At 64.2% G+C, this 17,295-nt stretch carries 14 protein-coding genes and 1 tRNA gene; 5 read left to right on the top strand and 10 right to left on the bottom strand.

Annotated elements, in window-relative coordinates; all coding sequences use genetic code 11:
• Positions 1 to 247: 247 nt before the first annotated feature.
• The 5 genes from hydA to DKT70_RS12065 are packed head-to-tail and all read right to left on the bottom strand — an operon-like array spanning position 248 to position 5,140.
• Entirely contained in the window at positions 248 to 1,651 is a 1,404-nt protein-coding gene (gene hydA, locus DKT70_RS12085) for a dihydropyrimidinase (protein ID WP_111559370.1), read from the bottom strand.
• The gene (locus DKT70_RS12080) at positions 1,648 to 2,877 is read right to left on the bottom strand and encodes a cysteine desulfurase-like protein (RefSeq protein WP_233490549.1); all 1,230 of its coding nucleotides are present in this window, start codon (positions 2,875 to 2,877) and stop codon (positions 1,648 to 1,650) included. Before DKT70_RS12080 ends, hydA begins: the two co-directional genes overlap by 4 nt.
• Before the next feature lie 12 nt (positions 2,878 to 2,889).
• Positions 2,890 to 3,627 (bottom strand): amino acid ABC transporter ATP-binding protein, encoded by a 738-nt coding sequence (locus tag DKT70_RS12075; protein WP_111559369.1) that lies wholly within the window; start codon positions 3,625 to 3,627, stop codon positions 2,890 to 2,892.
• Between the two features lies 1 nt (position 3,628).
• Complete coding sequence (locus tag DKT70_RS12070) at positions 3,629 to 4,300, bottom strand: amino acid ABC transporter permease (protein WP_045982421.1); 672 nt, start codon at positions 4,298 to 4,300, stop codon at positions 3,629 to 3,631.
• A 45-nt stretch (positions 4,301 to 4,345) separates the two neighbouring features.
• A complete protein-coding gene (locus tag DKT70_RS12065) occupies positions 4,346 to 5,140 on the bottom strand; it encodes an ABC transporter substrate-binding protein (RefSeq protein WP_199559584.1) in 795 nt (264 codons plus the stop codon).
• Between the two features lie 147 nt (positions 5,141 to 5,287).
• Here DKT70_RS12065 and DKT70_RS12060 point away from each other — a divergent pair, with 147 nt between their 5' ends.
• Complete coding sequence (locus DKT70_RS12060) at positions 5,288 to 5,974, top strand: FadR/GntR family transcriptional regulator (protein WP_111559368.1); 687 nt, start codon at positions 5,288 to 5,290, stop codon at positions 5,972 to 5,974.
• 294 nt (positions 5,975 to 6,268) lie between these two features.
• On the opposite strand, the gene DKT70_RS12055 is transcribed toward DKT70_RS12060, so the two are convergent.
• Positions 6,269 to 6,358 (bottom strand) — tRNA-Ser (locus DKT70_RS12055).
• Between the two features lie 109 nt (positions 6,359 to 6,467).
• On the opposite strand from DKT70_RS12055, the gene DKT70_RS12050 reads away from it, so the two are divergent.
• From DKT70_RS12050 to DKT70_RS12035, 4 genes are all read left to right on the top strand, one after another.
• Positions 6,468 to 7,349 (top strand): hypothetical protein, encoded by an 882-nt coding sequence (locus DKT70_RS12050; protein WP_111559367.1) that lies wholly within the window; start codon positions 6,468 to 6,470, stop codon positions 7,347 to 7,349.
• Positions 7,346 to 8,425 (top strand): NUDIX domain-containing protein, encoded by a 1,080-nt coding sequence (locus DKT70_RS12045; RefSeq protein WP_111559366.1) that lies wholly within the window; start codon positions 7,346 to 7,348, stop codon positions 8,423 to 8,425. Before DKT70_RS12050 ends, DKT70_RS12045 begins: the two co-directional genes overlap by 4 nt.
• A 107-nt stretch (positions 8,426 to 8,532) precedes the next feature.
• Positions 8,533 to 9,564 (top strand): cysteine synthase A, encoded by a 1,032-nt coding sequence (locus tag DKT70_RS12040; RefSeq protein ID WP_111559365.1) that lies wholly within the window; start codon positions 8,533 to 8,535, stop codon positions 9,562 to 9,564.
• Positions 9,565 to 9,572: 8 nt separating this feature from the next.
• Positions 9,573 to 12,011, top strand: coding sequence for a DUF3772 domain-containing protein (locus tag DKT70_RS12035; RefSeq protein ID WP_111559364.1), 2,439 nt, complete (start codon positions 9,573 to 9,575; stop codon positions 12,009 to 12,011).
• A gap of 94 nt (positions 12,012 to 12,105) precedes the next feature.
• Here the strand turns inward: DKT70_RS12035 and DKT70_RS12030 are convergent, their stop codons facing one another.
• From DKT70_RS12030 to DKT70_RS12015, 4 genes are all read right to left on the bottom strand, one after another.
• Entirely contained in the window at positions 12,106 to 13,200 is a 1,095-nt protein-coding gene (locus tag DKT70_RS12030) for an AI-2E family transporter (protein WP_111559363.1), read from the bottom strand.
• Between the two features lie 50 nt (positions 13,201 to 13,250).
• Complete coding sequence (gene gyrA / locus DKT70_RS12025) at positions 13,251 to 16,022, bottom strand: DNA gyrase subunit A (RefSeq protein WP_111559362.1); 2,772 nt, start codon at positions 16,020 to 16,022, stop codon at positions 13,251 to 13,253.
• Between the two features lie 94 nt (positions 16,023 to 16,116).
• Positions 16,117 to 16,593, bottom strand: a complete 477-nt coding sequence (locus tag DKT70_RS12020; RefSeq protein WP_111559361.1) for a disulfide bond formation protein B — start codon at positions 16,591 to 16,593, stop codon at positions 16,117 to 16,119.
• On the bottom strand, positions 16,590 to 17,168 hold the full coding sequence (locus tag DKT70_RS12015; protein ID WP_111559360.1) for a YqaA family protein: 579 nt from the start codon (positions 17,166 to 17,168) through the stop codon (positions 16,590 to 16,592). Before DKT70_RS12015 ends, DKT70_RS12020 begins: the two co-directional genes overlap by 4 nt.
• Between the last annotated feature and the right edge of the window lie 127 nt (positions 17,169 to 17,295).

The raw sequence follows: 17,295 nt of genomic DNA, 5'->3' as shown, positions 1-17,295 counted from the left end.
AAACGCGGGATGGATCACGTTTCCGGGATATACCAGTTCGCAAGTCGTTTCACCCCAGACGATATGTCGCGAGTGTCAAATTTCCAGAATTCCTTAACCAGTGACATCAAGGTATTAGAGCGCACATAAGGGCTGGTCGCGTGTCAGGATGTGGCGGGCGCACGGGTACACAGACCGCGACAGGATGCCGACACAATGCTTGGCGCCATGCGTCTGATACCTTTTGGCCACACCAACTTCAGCCGTTTTAAACGAAAGCCCCGCTGGTGCCGCGTGACAGGTGCCCCCCGGTGGGATCGCCCACCGGCGCGCCGTCCTGCGCGATGGTCAGACCCCGCAGCAAGGTGCGTACCGGCCAGCCGGTGATCTCCATCCCCTCGTAGGGCGTGTAATCGCAGTTGTGGTTCAACTGGGCCTGCCGGATGGGCCGGGTCAGCGTCGGATCCCACAGCGCCAGGTCGGCATCCGCGCCGATGGCTATGCTGCCCTTTTGCGGATAGAGCCCATAGAGCCGCGCGGGATTGGTCGCGGTCAGCGCAACGAACCGCTGCAGGCTGATGCGCCCCTTGCCAACGCCTTCGGAAAAGAGGATCGGCAGGCGGGTTTCCACCCCCGGAATGCCGTTCGGCACGTATTTGAATGACGACCGCGCGCTGGGCGTGTCCTTGCCGGTGCCGTCGATGCGGAACGGGCAATGGTCGGAGGAAAAGATGTCGAAGGTTCCGTCCCGCAGCCCCTGCCAGATCGCCGCCTGGCTGTCCGCATCGCGCGGCGGCGGGGAACAGACGTATTTCGCACCGTCGAAATCCATGTTCAGGCCGCGCAGGTCGTCGGCGGTCAGGGCGATGTACTGGGGACAGGTCTCGGCATGAACCTTCATGCCGCGGGCGCGGGCCCATTGAATCTGCTCCATCGGGTCGCGGCCCGAGACATGGACGATCACCACCGGCACGTCGATCAGTTGGGCGTGGCTGATGGCCCGGTGCGTGGCCTCGCGTTCGGCAATCTGGGCGTGGGCCTGACCGTGGTAATAGGGCGCGGTGTGGCCCTCGGCCTCCAGCCGGCGGGTCAGGTGGCGAATGGCGTCATGCCCCTCGGCATGGACCATGACCAGGGCGCGTTCGCGGCGCGCCACCTCGAACACGTCCAGGATCTGGGCGTCGTTCAGCACCAGGTCGTCATAGGTCATGAAGACCTTGAAGGACGTGTACCCGTCGCGCACCAGCGCCGGCAGCTCCTGTCCCAGTACCTGGGGGGTCGGGTCGGTGACGATCAGGTGGAAGGACACGTCGGTGTGGCAATGCCCCTCAGCCTTCTGATGATACTCTTCGACGCAGGCGCGCAGCGACTGGCCCCGGATCTGCAGCGCAAAGGGCAGCACGGTCGTGTTGCCCCCCGCTGCCGCCGACCGGGTGCCGCTGACGAAGCCGTCCGCCATGGTGGTGCCGTCCGATGTCGGCTGGTCCAGATGCACATGCGCGTCGATCCCGCCGGGCAGGACCAGCAGCCCCGTAGCGTCGATCCGCTCGGCCCCGCTCAGTTCGTGTCCTATCTGCGCAATGCGCCCATTCTTAATGCCGATGTCGGCGGCATAGCTGTCGGCGGCAGTGACGACGGTGCCGCCCGCGATAACCAAGTCCAGCCCACTCATGCGACGATCCGGGCCAGCGCGTCGGTCAGGCGGTCGACCTGATCCAGCGTGTTGTAATGCACCATCGACACGCGCAGCACGCCGCCGTTTTGATCTTCGCCCAGATGCTCGACCAGGCGGCGCGAATGGAAATCGCCGAACCGCATGGCGATGCCATGATCGTCCATCGCGCGGGCTATGGCGCCGGAATCCACGCCGTCAAACTTGAACGCGATGGTCGGAACGCGGGTGCTGTCGCGATTGACCGATCTGCCGATAACGCGGCAGTCGTTGCGCGCCGACAGCCAGACCAGAAGGCGGTCGGTCAGCGCATCCTCCTGCGCGGTGATCAGATCGAAGGCGGCCTCCAGAAGGGCGCGGTCGTCGCCCGTCGCGCCGTGATGGCGGGCCAGCGTGGTCAGGTATTCAAGGATGCCGTCGGTGGCATAGGCGGCCTCATAGCTGGGATTGCCGGGCTCCAGCTTGGCCGAAACCTTATCTTTGCCGTAAAAGTAATGGTACAGCCCGTCCAGTTCGGCCAGCAGGTCGTATTTCCCGTACATCAACGCGCCGTGCGGGCCATAGGCCTTGTAGAGGCTGAAGACATAGTAATCGACGTCCCAGGCCTTCACGTCGATCAGCCGGTGCGGCGCATAGGCGACCGCATCGACGCAGATCCGCGCGCCATGGTCGTGGACGAAGCGGGCGAAATCCGCGATGGGATGCACCTGTCCCAGGATGTTCGACACATGCGTCACGCAAACCAGCCGGGTGCGGTCAGTCATCAGCGGGGCCAGATCGGCCAGCTGCAGGTCCATCGTGTCCGCATTCAGCGGCCAGACCTTGATGGTGACGCCGAACTCCTCCAGCCGGGTCCAGGGGCCGATGTTGCTTTCGTGATCGGCCATGGTGACGATCACCTCGTCGCCCGGCACGAACTGGCGGCGCATGGCATGCATCAGGTTGCCCATCAGCACCGTGGTCGAGGGGCCGAAGACGATCTCCTCGGGGCGGGCGGCATTGACCAGCGTCGCGGCGGCGCGACGGCCCGCCATCAGCGCCTCGGCCGCGGCCTGCGACACCGCATAGCTGCCGCCGATCTGGACGTTGCGGTGCGTCAGGAACTCGACCATGCGGTCCAGCGCGGGCTGGGCGATCTGCGCGCCGCCGGCATTGTCGAAGAACACCCAGTCCTGCGTCAGGCCGGGGAATTGGGACTGCACATAGGCCATGTCCAGCTGTGTCATCGGGGTTGTCCTTCAGTGGTTCAGCACGGCGCCCAGAAAATTGCGCGTGCGTGGTTCTTGGGGGTTGGACAGCACCTGCGCGGGCGGTCCCTGTTCGACGATCTGGCCCGCATCCATGAAGATGACGCGGTCGGCCACCTGGGACGCGAATCCCATCTCGTGCGTGACGACGATCATGGTGGTGCCCGTCCGGGCCAGATCGCGCATGACGTCCAGCACCTCTCCGACCATTTCGGGGTCCAGCGCGCTGGTCGGTTCGTCGAACAGCATCACCTGCGGCTCCATCGCCAGCGCCCGGGCGATGGCCACGCGTTGCTGCTGGCCGCCGGACAGATGTTCGGGGTACTTGTCGGCCTGGTTGCCGATGCCCACCCGGTCCAGCAGGCGGTCGGCCTGGGCCGCGGCATCCGCCCGCGACGTGTGGCGCACGCGGCGGGGCGCCAGCATGACGTTCTCGCGCACCGTCAGATGCGGGAAGAGGTTGAAGGACTGGAACACCATGCCGACCTCGGCGCGCACACGGGCCAGCGCGCGGCCGGTGGTGACGGGGGTGCCGTCCACGCGGATCTCGCTTGCGGGGTCGAACCCCTCCAGACGGTTGATGCAGCGGATCAGGGTCGATTTCCCGGACCCCGACGGGCCGATGATGCACACCACCTCGCCCTTGGCGACGTCCAGGTCGATGCCGCGCAGGGCCTCAAAGCTGCCATAGGATTTCCGCAGGTTGCGGATGCTGACGAAACCGGTCATCTCAGCGCCTCCGAGCCGCAAAGCGGCGTTCCATGCGCGACACCAGCGCGACCAGCGGCCACAGGAACGCGATATAGATCACCGCCGCCACGATCAGCGGCGTTGGGTTCGCGGCCAAGGCCTGCGCCTGCGTCGCCTGCTTCAGCAAATCGGGCATGGCCACGACCGATGCCAGCGCGGTGTCCTTGACCACGTTGATCGAATTGTTGGTCAGTGGCGGGATGACGATCCGCACCGCCTGCGGCAGGATCACGTCGGCCATGGTCTGGCGACCGTTCAGGCCCAAGGCGGCGGAGGCCTCGAACTGGCCCTTGGGGATTGCCTCGATGCCCGCGCGAAAGATCTCGGCCGTATAGGCGCCCGAGACCAGCGTCAGCGCGCTCATGGCGGATGCGAAGGGCGACAGGCGCAGGCCCACGAAAGGGAGCGCGTAATAGACGATGATCAGCAGCACCAGCAGCGGGATCGATCGGAAGATGTCTATGTAGAGCCGTGTCACGAACCGGACAGGGCCGGGCCCGTACAGCCGCGCCATGGCGAGGCCAAGGCCCAGCACCAGCCCCGCGACGATGCTGGCCGCCCCCAGCTGCAGCGTGATCCACAGACCCTGCAGCAGCATGGGAAAGGTGCGCCGCATCACCTCGGCGTTCAGGAAGGTGTCGAAGATATCCATGTTCATCCCTTCGGGTCCGGGACGGGCCCGGACCCGGTTTTCGGATCAGTTGAGCGTCGGCATCGGCAGGACGGTGACGGTGGACGACCCCGCGTCGGGGGCAACGCCGAACCATTTCTCGTGCAGCTCGGCCACCACGCCCTCGGTCTTCAGCGCGTCCAGAATGGTGTTGACCTCGGTCGCCAGTTCGGCGTCCTTGGCGAACATCATCGAATACTTCTCTCCGGTCGGGATGCGTTCGACCACGGCCAGCTGTGGCTTGTCCTTGACGTAATATTGTAGCGCCGGGATGTCCGAAACGTATCCGTCGATCCGCCCCGCCTGCAGGTCCAGCATCGCGGGCGCCAGCCCCTCATAGCGGCGGATCTCGGCGAACCCGTATTCGGCCTGATTCTCGGTCGCCCACATGTCGCCGGTCGATCCGGTGTCCACGCCGACGACCTTGTCCTTCATCTCGGCCAGGGATTTCGGCCCCTTGGCCAAGGCGGTCAGCGACTGGTCGCTGTCGTAATAGGGCTGGGCAAAGGTCACCGATTCCAGGCGTTCGTCGGTGATGGTGATGGAACTGGTCGCGATGTCGATCCGACCCGACTGGACCGCTGAAAACAGCCCGTTGAAGGGAATGTTCACCGTCTCGACCTCGGCGCCCATCCGCTCGGCCACGGCGGCAACCAGATCGATCTCGAAGCCCACAAACGCGCCGGTATCGTCTTGGAACTCCCACGGGACGTTGCCGATATTGGCGCCCACCGTCAGCGTGTCTTGTGCCGCCGCCGCAAAGGCGGACCCCGCCAGTGCCATCGCCGCGGCCATGGTGATCCGCATGCCGTATCCGAACATCTGAAACTCCCCGTGATTTGTTTTTTTGATTTACCGGACAAACCGGTCTGACCAGAGTGATCATAGTCATCGAGTTTTTGCAATAAGATTGACAGCCTTCGGCGATGCCGCAAAAAGACTGCCAACAGGAAAGGCAGATGACAGGTGATGTGGGATAAGGGACCCGTGGCGCAGGGTGTGGCAAGCCGTTTGCAGGAGATGATCCGGACGGGTGAGCTGAAAGCCGGTGACAAGCTGCCCTCGCAGCGCATTCTGTCCGAGCAGCTTCACGTCTCGCGTCCGACCCTGCGAGAAGCCCTGTTGACACTCGAGACCCTGGGCCTGCTTCGGACCTTGCCGGCGCGGGGTACGTTCGTTCTGGACCCGGCTGACCAGGCGCCCCGGTCCGGCTGGCGTTATGACGACGCGCATGATCTGCGCGATGTCTTCCAGACCCGAATGCTGATCGAGGGTGAAATCTGCGCCTTGGCGGCATCGGTCATGACCGCAGATGCTTCAAACACCTTGGCGGGTTTGGCGCAAACATTCGACGACGCTTGGCACAAGGGCGATCTGGTCGCGCATGTCGAAGCCGACCTGGCCTTCCATCGCGGCATCGCCGATGCCTGTCCCAACCGCATGCTGGCCAGCATCTATGCCAACATGCAGCATCTGCTGAGCGAAACGCAACGCCAGCCCATTCCGAACACCGACCCCGACCGGATGCGCCAGTCGATCGCCGAGCACAAGGCCATCGTCGCGGCGTTGAAGGCATGCGACCCCCCTGGCGCAGGTCGCGCGATGCGGGCGCATATCCGCAACACGGCCTGCTGTGCGGGTCTTGATCTGAACTGACCTGAAGGGTTCAAAGGCCTGCCGGCGCTGAAGGAGGTAGCCACCGACCCGTTTCATGCGGACGATCCCTAGGCCAAAGCGGCGCCGTCCGTTCCGCAGCCGCAAATACGGAAACATCGCAGCTATGGTCGATGCGACCAGACGGCCGCCCATCATGGCTCGCTCTATATCGTGCAGCGGCGACGTTCGGACGGCCCGATGACAGTGGGCGCCATGACGCATCACGCGAATGTGGGGCTGCCTGAAAACAGATGCAAAATATCTGATCCCAAGGCCCGCAAGATTGTGTGAAAGTGGCGGAGAGACAGGGATTCGAACCCTGGGAACCCTCTCGGGCTCAACGGTTTTCGAGACCGCCCCGTTCGACCACTCCGGCACCTCTCCGCGCTTCTTGGGTGGTGAGGCGGGGATTAAATTGAGAGGGGTTGAAGCGCAAGGGGGTTTCGACCAAAAAAAGCATAAGTGTCGAATTTTTCTTGGGAAGGTGCGGGCGATGCTGACGATCTTGTGGCTGGGGACCGCGCTGGCTGGCAGCCCGGTCCTTCCGGAAACCGCGGTGCCTGGGCCTGATCGGTACATCCATGTCCAGGCCGAAGCGGGTGCGAGGCAGGTTTCGGTCGACCGCCTTTGGTCGACGCTGGCACTGGGGCCGCAAATGCGGATCTTTCAGCAGGAGGCCGTGCAGGAGGCTGCCCGTCTTGACGGCGAGGGCATGATCGCGGGCTCGGGTCGGTCTTGGGCTGAGACCGTCGGCGACATCCACGACCCGGCGCGTCTGCAAATTCTGTTCCGCACTGGGCTGGAAAAGGCAATGGGCCGCAGCGACCCCGCCCTGATCGCCAAGGCGCTGCAATTCTATGAGGATGGTCTGGGCCGACGGCTGGTCCCCCTGGAGATCGCGGCACGACGTGCGATGCTGAACGACGAGGTAACGGCGCAAGCCGGTGCTGCATTTGCACAGGCAGTGTCGCGCGACGATGCCCGTGCCGGACAGATCCTGCGCCTGATCGAGGTGGCGGATCTGGTTTCCCCCAATGTCACCAGTGGTCTGAATGCGTCGGTTGCGTTTTCGGATGGGTTCGGGGCGACGGGCGGTTTCGACATGCCGCTGCCTCAGGACCAGATGCTGCAGGAAACCTGGGCCCAGCAGGACCAGATCGAGGCGGAAACCCGCGGCTGGCTGCAATCCTTTCTGATGCTGACCTATTCGACGCTGACGGATGAAGAAGTCGAGCGTTACATCGACTTCGCAGCCTCGCCCCATGGACGGGAACTGGCCAGCGCGATGTTTGCGGCCTATGACACGGTCTTTCTGCAGACCTCGCGCGACATGGGCATGGCGGCGGGCCTGCGCCTGCAGGGGCAGCAGCTATGATCGTGACCTTGGTTGGTCCACTTGCCCAGCCGGAGGTATTGCAGGCCTTGGACCTGCAGGGCAGCCCCGTTGACGTCCCGGGCACCCTGCTGGGCGGATCGCGTGCCGGTCTTGGACGGACAGGTTGGCCCGTCTGGCGGGACGGCGCGGACTGCCTGGCTGGCATGGCAGTGACGCCGACGCCGCAGATGATGCGCTATGCCCAGGTGATGGGTCTGGGCACGCATGACGTGGCCGGGCACCGCGTCATGGGCATTGCAGGGCAGGGCGACGGCTCCGATCCTTGGACATCCGATCCCGACCGGGATGCGCTAAACGCCGAGATCGCCCGCCAGATCCTGGCGGCGGGCGACGGTGTCGATCTGGCGGTTCTGGCGGGGCGGCTGCCGATGATCGGGATTTGGGCCGCGTCCCGGATCAGGGCGACGATCATGCCGATTTCGGGGCAGGGGGTCATTGCCAAACGCGATCCCGATGCCGTCCACACGATTCAGCAGCACCAGCGTTTCCAAGGCTATTTCGCGGTCGAGGAGCGCAGACTGACCCATGCCCTGCACGATGGCGGTACATCGACCCGCATGACGCGCGAGGGGTTCCTGATGGGTGATGCGGTGGTGATGCTGCCCTGGGACCCGGTTCGCGACCGCGTCCTGATCATCGAGCAGTTCCGCTTTGCGCCCTATCTGCGGGGCGACCGCCAGCCTTGGCAGTTGGAACCCATCGCGGGCCGGGTCGATGCGGGCGAAACGGTCGAAGCCGCGATCCTGCGCGAGGCGCGCGAGGAAGCGGCGTTGCAGATCGAAACCTTGTTGCCCTGTTTCAACTGCTATCCCAGTCCGGGGGCGGTCTGCGAATTCCTGTACCAGTTCGTGGGCATCGCCGACCTTCCCGATCAGGTGGCGGGCGTGCACGGCCTGGACACCGAGGCCGAGGATATCCGCAGCCATGTCATGGACCGGACGCGACTGTCGGATCTGGTGGATCGCGGGCAGATCGTGAATGGGCCGCTGGCGACCCTTTCGCTGTGGCTGGATGCGCGTGTGGATCGGCTGCGGGCGGAACTGGCCGGGCGATAGGCTCGTTCCCTGCGGGTCACGGCACCGTGGGGCGGGGTTGCCCCTTTGCCACCTGCATGTGTAGGTAATCATCATATTGAACCCACTGGAAAAGAAGGTCGATCGCCATGCGAATCTGTTCTGATCTGGCCGACGCGATCGGCAATACGCCGTTGATCCGTCTGAACCGCGCAAGCGAGGAAACCGGCTGCGAGATCCTCGGCAAGGCCGAATTCATGAACCCCGGCCAGTCGGTCAAGGACCGCGCGGCGCTCTATATCATCAAGGATGCGGTGGCGCGCGGCGAATTGCGCCCCGGCGGCACCATCGTCGAAGGGACCGCGGGCAATACCGGCATCGGTCTGGCGCTGGTCGGTGCCTCGATGGGGTTCAAGGCGGTGATCGTCATCCCCGAAACCCAAAGCCAGGAAAAGAAGGACATGCTGCGCCTTGCCGGTGCCACCCTGGTCGAGGTCCCCGCCGCCCCCTACAAGAACCCCAACAACTATGTTCGCTATTCCGGCCGCTTGGCCGAGGCGCTGGCGCGCACCGAACCCAATGGCGCCATCTGGGCCAACCAGTTCGACAACACCGCCAACCGCCAAGCCCATGTCGAAACCACCGGCCCCGAGATCTGGGAACAGACCGGCGGCAAGGTCGACGGCTTTGTCTGCGCCGTCGGGTCGGGCGGAACGCTGGCAGGTGTGGCGGATGCGTTGCAGCACAAGGGCGTCAAGATCGGCCTGGCCGATCCGGAAGGGGCGGCGCTGCATTCTTTCTATACCACGGGCGAATTCGACAGCCCCGGCAGTTCGATCACCGAAGGCATCGGGCAGGGTCGCATCACCGAGAACCTGAAGGGCTTCACGCCTGATTTCAGCTGGCGTATCCCCGATGAAGAAGCGCTGCCCCTCGTCTTCGACCTGCTGAAGGACGAGGGTCTTTGTCTTGGCGGATCGTCGGGGATCAACATCGCCGGCGCCATCCGCATGGCGCGTGAAATGGGTCCGGGGCACACCATCGTCACGATCCTGTGCGACTACGGGAACCGTTACCAGACCAAGCTGTTCAACCCCGAGTTCCTGCGCGCCAAGGGATTGCCGGTTCCCGAATGGCTGACCCGACCCGCACCAGACCTGCCCGAAGTCTTTGAAGGTTGAAGCACTACATGCGACATTTCCTAGCAATGCTGACGGTGGCCTTTCTGGCCATCACGGCAACGCCCCTTCTGGCCCAGAACGGTCAGACCCTGAACTATGAACAATGGGAACGGACCGCCGAGAAGGTCGAGGCGCTGTCCGTCGATCCCCAGGCCTCCGAAGCCGCCTTGGACGACGCGCGCGAGACGATCGTCGAGTGGCGAGGGCGGCTGGAACAGGGCCAAGACGTCAATGCCGACCGCATCGCCACCCTGCGCAACCAGATCGAGGCGCTTGGCCCGGCGCCCGCCGAGGGTGCCACGGAAGATGCGGATGTTGCCACCCGCCGCGAGGAACTGAACGCGCAGCTGTCCACCGCGCAGGCGCCCCGGTTGGCCGCGACCGAGGCCGTCAGCCGTGCCAATTCCATCATTTCGCAGATCGACGAGGTCATTCGCGAGCGCCAGGCGCTGGCGTTGGCCCGCCAGACCCCGTCGCCTTTGCTGCCGACCAGTTGGGCCGCCGCCGTGTCAGACGGGTTCGGCCTGATCGAAGGGGTCGCCTCCGAGGTATCGGTCCAGAACACTTCACCCGACGTGCTGGCGGAAGTCCGCCCGCGTCTGCCGATCGCGGGGGCCTATCTGTTGGCAGCACTGTTGCTGCTGACCTTCGGGCGTCGCTGGATCGACAATCTGCCGTCCCGGCTTTCGGCGCGTGCATCCTCCTACAGCAGGGCCGTCATGGCCTTCGTCGTGTCGCTTGGGCAGATCGCCGTGCCGATGGTGGGTGTCAGCCTGGCGATCCGAGCGATCCAGGCGACGGGACTGCCCGGCCCTTGGACGACGCCTTTCCTCGAGGCGCTGCCCGTGGCGGCGGTGATCCTGTTCGGCGGCATTTGGCTGGCACGCGCGCTGTTCCCGCGCGAGGCGATCGCCTACACCTCACTGCAGATGGGTGAGGACGCGCGTGTCTCTGCGGGTCGTATGGTCAAGACGCTGGCCGCGCTTTTGTCGCTGCATCACATCCTGAGCCGCGCGGTGCTGCCGCTCTCGGGCCTTTACGAACAGGGCGATGCTCAGGTTGGTCGCGTACCGCTGCAGTTCAGCGACGCCGCTGCGGGGGTCTGGCACGTCGTCATGGTGGTGCTGGCAGGCTTGGCAATGGTCAAGCTGGGCAACACTCTGCGCCGCTTGACGCGCGATGCTGTCACCCAGGATCTGTCCTATCGCCACTGGATCGTGGCTTGGGCCGGACAGCTGACGCGGATCGTACCCATTCTGGCACTGGTCGCGATGGCGGCGGGCTACATCAACCTGGGCAACCTGCTGGTTTGGCCGTGGCTGCTGTCGCTTGGGCTGGTGGGCCTGCTGATCCTGCTGCAGGACTTCATTGCCGATGTCTTCAACATGCTTCAGCGGGGCGCCGAAGGTGCCCGCGAAGGCTTGGCTCCGTTGCTGATCGGCTTTGCGCTGGTCATCCTGTCTGTTCCCGTCTTCATGGTCATCTGGGGGGCCTCGGCGCAGGAGCTGGGTGAATACTGGGTCCGCTTCCGCACTGGCGTCAGTCTTGGCGGCATCACATTGTCGCCGGGTGCGATCATCACCTTCCTGATCGTCTTCGTCATCGGCTATTTCGTGACGCGGACCATTCAGGGTGCCTTCCGCAATTCGATCCTGCCGAAGACCAAGCTGGATGCTGGCGGTCAGAACGCCGTCGTGTCGGGATTGGGCTATGTGGGCATCGTGCTGGCGGCCATGATGGCCATCACTTCGGCCGGCATTGACCTCAGTTCGCTGGCCATCGTGGCCGGTGCGCTGTCGGTCGGTATCGGTTTCGGTCTGCAGAACATCGTTTCGAACTTCGTGTCCGGCATCATTCTATTGATCGAACGACCGGTCAGTGTCGGTGACTGGATCAGCGCCGGCGGACAGCAGGGGATCGTCAAGCGCATCTCGGTCCGCTCGACCCAGGTCGAGACTTTCGACAAGACCGAGGTCATCGTTCCGAACAGCGACCTGATCAGCCAGCCGGTGACGAACTGGACCCGGCACAACAAGGTGGGACGGATCATCGTGCCCGTCGGCGTGGCCTATGGCAGCGACACACGCAAGGTCGAACGTATCCTGCGCGAGATCATCGAGGATCAGCCCATGGTGGCCATCGACCCGCCCCCCGCGGTGCTGTTCCGTGGTCTTGGCGCGGATTCGCTTGATTTCGAGATCCGGGCCATCCTGGCCGATGTGGGTGCTGGCCTGGGCGTGACCTCGGACGTCCTGCACGAGATCGTGCGCCGTTTCGAGGAAGAGGATATCGAAGTGCCCTTCGCACAGCGCGATATCTGGTTGCGCAACCCCGAAGCCCTGACCGGTGCCAAGAAACCGACGCGAGAGGCCCCTTCCGCCCCACAGAAGCACGATCCCGCCCTGATCTTCGACGGCGATGCCGACGCGGGTGACGGCGACCGTTAAGGCGGTCACTCCCGGCAGCTCAGGGACTGAAAACGAAAGAAGGGCGCCCCAGTCATCCGGGGGCGCCCCTTTCTATAGGTTACGGATGCCTTGGTCAGGCCGGCTGGGGGCTGTCTTCTCGATCGCTGGTCCCGTCATCGGGCAGCCCTTCGCGCGACAGCATTACCGCCACCGGCCGCAGCCAGGGGATATGCGCGCAGACGATCATCAGCGCCACCATGATCGGCACCGCCAGGAACATTCCTGGCACGCCCCAGACCGCCCCCCAGAAGGCCAGCGACAGGATGATGCCGAAGCTGGACAGACGCAGGGTCTGACCCAGCAGCATCGGGTCGATGACATTGCCGATCACGAATTGAACCAGCGTGCAGAGCGCGCCGACGATCAGCGTCGTAGTCATGTCGCCTGTCAGCACGAAGACCAGCAGCGCCGCCACCATGGTCGCCACGATCGACCCGACCGAGGGGATGAAGTTCAGCACGAAGGTCAGGATCGCCACCGCGGTTGCCAGCTCCAGCCCGAAACCGTTGAAGATCAGCCATACCAGCGTCGCCGTGACCAGGCTGACGCCGGTCTTGACGACCAGATAGCGGTTCACCCGGTGCATGATCGAGGTGATGATCCGGCGCACCTGGCGCGCCTGGTCGGCATCTTCGGACAGACGCTCGACCTTCTGGGGGAACCAGACCTGTTCGGCGAACATGAAGCCCACGAACAGGATGACCAGCACGCTGCCCGACAGGATGCCCGATGCCTGGCCGGCCAGCGACCTGATCCAGCCGGTGATGTTGAAATTGGTCAAGGCGGTGATGATGCGTTCCTGCGCCTCGGGGCCAAGGCGTTCGGTCAGCGCGGGAATGGCGGCCTGCGCCCGTTCGGCATAGCTGATGGACAGGAAGACGATCTCGTTCACCTGCGCCACGATGGTGGTCGAAATCCACAACAGCCCTAGCGCGATGCCGATCAGGGCCAGCGTCGTCGCCAGCCAGTTCGGCACTTTCAGCCGCGACGAAATGGCGTGGATCGCATCCGAGGTCAGCGAGAACAGGATGATCGCGATGGCCAGTGAGATGAGGATGAAGCGCGCCTGCACCAGCATGAACAGCAAAAGGGAAAACGCGATGATCCCCAGAAAGCCGGTTTGAAGGCGTTCGCGCAAGACCGAGTCGTTCGATTGATCCAAGGCCATTCCCGCCCGTTTGAAAAAAGCCCGCCCCGTCGGGGGCGGGCGCGTTGTGTTCAGTCCTGGGTGTCGTCGGGCAGGGCTTCGGCATCGGCCTGTTCGGCGATGCGGGCGACCGAGACGACGACTTCGTCGCTGCTGGTGTTGAAGACCCGTACACCGCCCGCTGATCGCGACCGGAAGCTGATGCCCTCAACCGGAACGCGGATCGACTGGCCGGTCGATGTGGCCAGCATGATCTGGTCGTCAAGCTCAACCGGGAAGCTGGCCACGATGGCACCGCCGCGCATCGCACGGTCCATGGCCATCACGCCCTGGCCCCCGCGACCCCGCACCGGATAATCGTGGCTGGAGCTGATCTTGCCTGCGCCGTTCGCGGTGATGGTCAGGATCAGATCCTCGGCTGCGGACATCTGGGCATAGCGTTCCTGGGTGATATTACCCTCGGCCACGGCTTCCTCGTCCTCGTCGGCCTCGGCACCGTCATCCAGCGCACCGGCGACGGCACGGCGCATCTTCAGATAGGCGGCACGTTCCGCCGGGTCAGCCTCGAAGTGGCGGATGATCGACATGCTGACGACGCTGTCATCCTTGCCAAGCCGGACGCCGCGCACCCCGGTCGAGGCGCGGCTCTGGAAGACCCGCACCGCGGTGGTCGGAAAGCGGATGGCCCGCCCGGACGAGGTGAACATCATCACGTCATCCTGTTCGGTGGCCAAACGGGCACCGATCAGGGTCACGCCCTCGGGCAGCTTCATCGCGATCTTGCCATTTCGCATGATGTTGGTGAAATCCGATAGCGCGTTGCGGCGCACGTCGCCCTGGTCGGTCGCGAAGATGACCTGATAGTTCTCCCACTCGGTTTCCGGGGCGTCCATCGGCAGCAGTGCCGCGATGGAGACGCCCGGTTCAATCGGCAGGATATTAACGATCGCCTTGCCCTTGGAGGTGCGCCCGCCAAGCGGCAGGCGCCAGGTCTTGAGACGATAGACCATCCCGTCGGTTGTGAAGAACAGCAATTCGGTATGGGTGTTGGCCACGAACAGCGTGGTCACCACGTCGTCTTCCTTGGTGGCCATGCCCGACAGACCCTTGCCGCCGCGGCGCTGCGCGCGGAATTCGGCCAGTGCGGTGCGCTTGATATAGCCGCCCGAAGTGATGGTCACGACCATGTCCTCACGCTCGATCAGATCCTCGTCCATCATGTCGCCGGACCAGTCGACGATCTCGGTGCGGCGGGGAACGGCGAACAGCCCCCGGATCTCGCGCAGCTCGTCGCTGATGATTTCCATGATGCGTTCGCGCGATGCCAGGATCGCCAGGAAATCGCGGATGCTGTCGGCCAGCGACTGCAGTTCGTCCGTGACCTCCTTGACGCCGATCTGGGTCAGGCGCTGCAGGCGCAGGTCCAGAATGGCGCGGGCCTGGGTTTCGGACAGGTTGTAGGTGCCGTCTTCGTTGACCGGATGCAGCGGATCGTCGATCAGGCGCAGGTATTCGACGATGTCATGGGCAGGCCAGCGGCGTTCCATCAGACGTTCGCGCGCCTCGGCGGCGTCGGCCGACGACCGGATCGTGGCCACGACCTCGTCGACATTGCTGACGGCGACGGCCAGACCGCACAACACGTGGCTGCGTTCGCGGGCCTTGCGCAGCTCATAGGCGGTGCGGCGTGCGACAACTTCCTCGCGGAAGCTGATGAAATAGGACAGGAATTCGCGCAGCTTCAGCTGTTCCGGCTTGCCGCCATTCAGCGCCAACATGTTGCAGCCGAAGGTGGTCTGCAACTGGGTAAAGCGGAACAGCTGGTTAAGAACGACCTCGGGGGTGGCATCGCGCTTCAGTTCGACCACGACGCGGACGCCCTGGCGGTCGGATTCGTCCTGAACGCTGAAAATGCCCTCGACGCGCTTTTCCTTGGCCAGTTCGGCGATCTTTTCGATCAGGCTGGCTTTGTTCACCTGATAGGGGATCTCGTCCACGACGATGGCATAGCGGTCCTTGCGCGGTTCCTCGATATGGGTCTTGGCGCGGATGATGACGCTGCCGCGCCCTTCCAGATAGGCCTTGCGCGCCCCGGACCGGCCCAGGATTGTCGCGCCGGTCGGAAAATCGGGGCCGGGGATGATCTCAAGCAGGCGCTCGGTCGGCAGATCGGGGTCTGCGATCAACTCCAGCGTGGCGTCGATCACCTCGCCCAGGTTGTGGGGCGGAATGTTGGTGGCCATGCCGACGGCGATGCCGCCCGCGCCGTTGACCAGCATGTTGGGGAAGCGGGCGGGCAGGACGGTCGGTTCACGGTCCTTGCCGTCATAGTTGTCCTGGAAATCGACGGTGTCCTTGTCGATATCCATCAGCAGATAGCTGGCGGGCTTGTCCATGCGGACTTCGGTATAGCGCATGGCCGCCGCGCTGTCGCCGTCCATGCTGCCGAAATTGCCCTGGCCGTCCAGCAGCGGCAGCGACATGGAAAAGTCCTGCGCCAGACGGACAAGCGCGTCATAGATCGCGCTGTCACCATGCGGGTGGTACTTACCCATCACGTCGCCGACCGGGCGGGCCGATTTGCGATAGGATTTGTCCGGGGTGTTCCCGCTTTCATCCATCGCATAGAGGATGCGGCGGTGAACCGGCTTCAGCCCGTCGCGCAAATCGGGGATCGCACGGCTGACGATGACCGACATGGCATAGTCCAGATACGAAGTCCGCATCTCGTCGCTGATGTCGATGACCGGTCCGTCATGGTGCATCACCACGCGCGCTTCGGTGCTGTTGTCGTCACCATTTTCGGGGGATTGGGGCAGATCGTCTTCTGGGGTGTCGGCCACGGGTATTCCTCAACATCTTGTCGAGTTCCGGTATAGCCGAGGCAGGTGCAGGGGGCAATCGCGCCCCCGCCTGCCGGGTCAGGAAAACGCCCGTTCAGGCCGCATTTCCTGCCTTTCGCGCAGCCATGCCCCAGATGACGGCCAGAACCGCCGAACAGATCGCGTTCCACCCCGCCATCGACACCCCAAGGAAGCGCCAGGCGACCTCGTCGCAGCGGGTGACGGGGGTGCCCTGCAGCTTGGTCATCAGGTCGCTGGCCGACATGCGGGCGAAATCAGCCACCCCGCCCGAACAATGCGCGGGGCCCTTCCACCAGGTCATCTCGACGCCGACGTGATAGATGGCGAAACCCATGGCCATCCCGGCAGCGATCATCCCCAGAACGGCCAGCGCCCGCGTCCAGCCGGTCAGCCAGACCAAGGCGGCGATGATGACCGCCGCAACATGCGGCCAGCGCTGCAGGATGCACAACTCGCACGGGGCATAGCCTGCGGCCTGGAACCCAAGGGCTGCGATCAGCAGGGCGGCGGAACCCGCGCCCGCCAGATAGGAAAGTTCGCGACCAGTCATAGATACCTCAAAGCGACGAATCCGCCGATCAGGCAGACCATGAAGACGGTGAAGACAAGGCCAAGCCGCTTTTCGATGAAATCGCGGATCGGCGGTCCGAAACGCCACAGCAGCCCCGCCACGATGAAGAAGCGCGCGGCACGTCCGATGATGGTCGTCAGGATGAAAAGCGGCAGGGACATGCCCACGGCGCCGGAAAAGATGGTGATGACCTTGAAGGGAAAGGGCGTCAGTGCCGCAAACAGCACCGCCCAGCCCCCATAGGACGCAAATTGCTGGGCCAGATGGTCATAGGCGGCCTCTTTGCCATAAAGGGTCAGCACCCATTGGCCGACCGAATCCATCAGCGCGGCCCCGATCCAGTATCCAAGCAGTGCGCCCAGGACCGACCCCAGGGTGGCGATCGCGGCGATGGCCCATGCGCGCGCACGCCGCGCCAGCACCATCGGGATCATCAGCACATCGGGCGGGATGGGAAAGAAGCTGCTTTCGATGAAGCTGATCCCGAAAAGCCAGCCCGAGGCATGCCGGTGCGCCGCCAGCCCCATCGTCCAGTCATATAGCTTGCGCAGCATCGCGTTCCCTTTTCCCTGTCTGGCCTGTCCATCCCCTTGGCGGCGCGAAAGGTCAAGCATCTTGGAGAGCGTTCGCAGGCCTGTGATGGCCGCGTGAAACCCGACGCCGCCCTGCGCGTTGCCTGCG

Origin of the sequence: Paracoccus sediminilitoris (assembly GCF_003259195.1) — a bacterium.
In the GTDB taxonomy this organism is placed as follows: Bacteria; Pseudomonadota; Alphaproteobacteria; order Rhodobacterales; family Rhodobacteraceae; genus Paracoccus; species Paracoccus sediminilitoris.
This window is presented reverse-complemented; position numbering and strand designations above follow the sequence as displayed.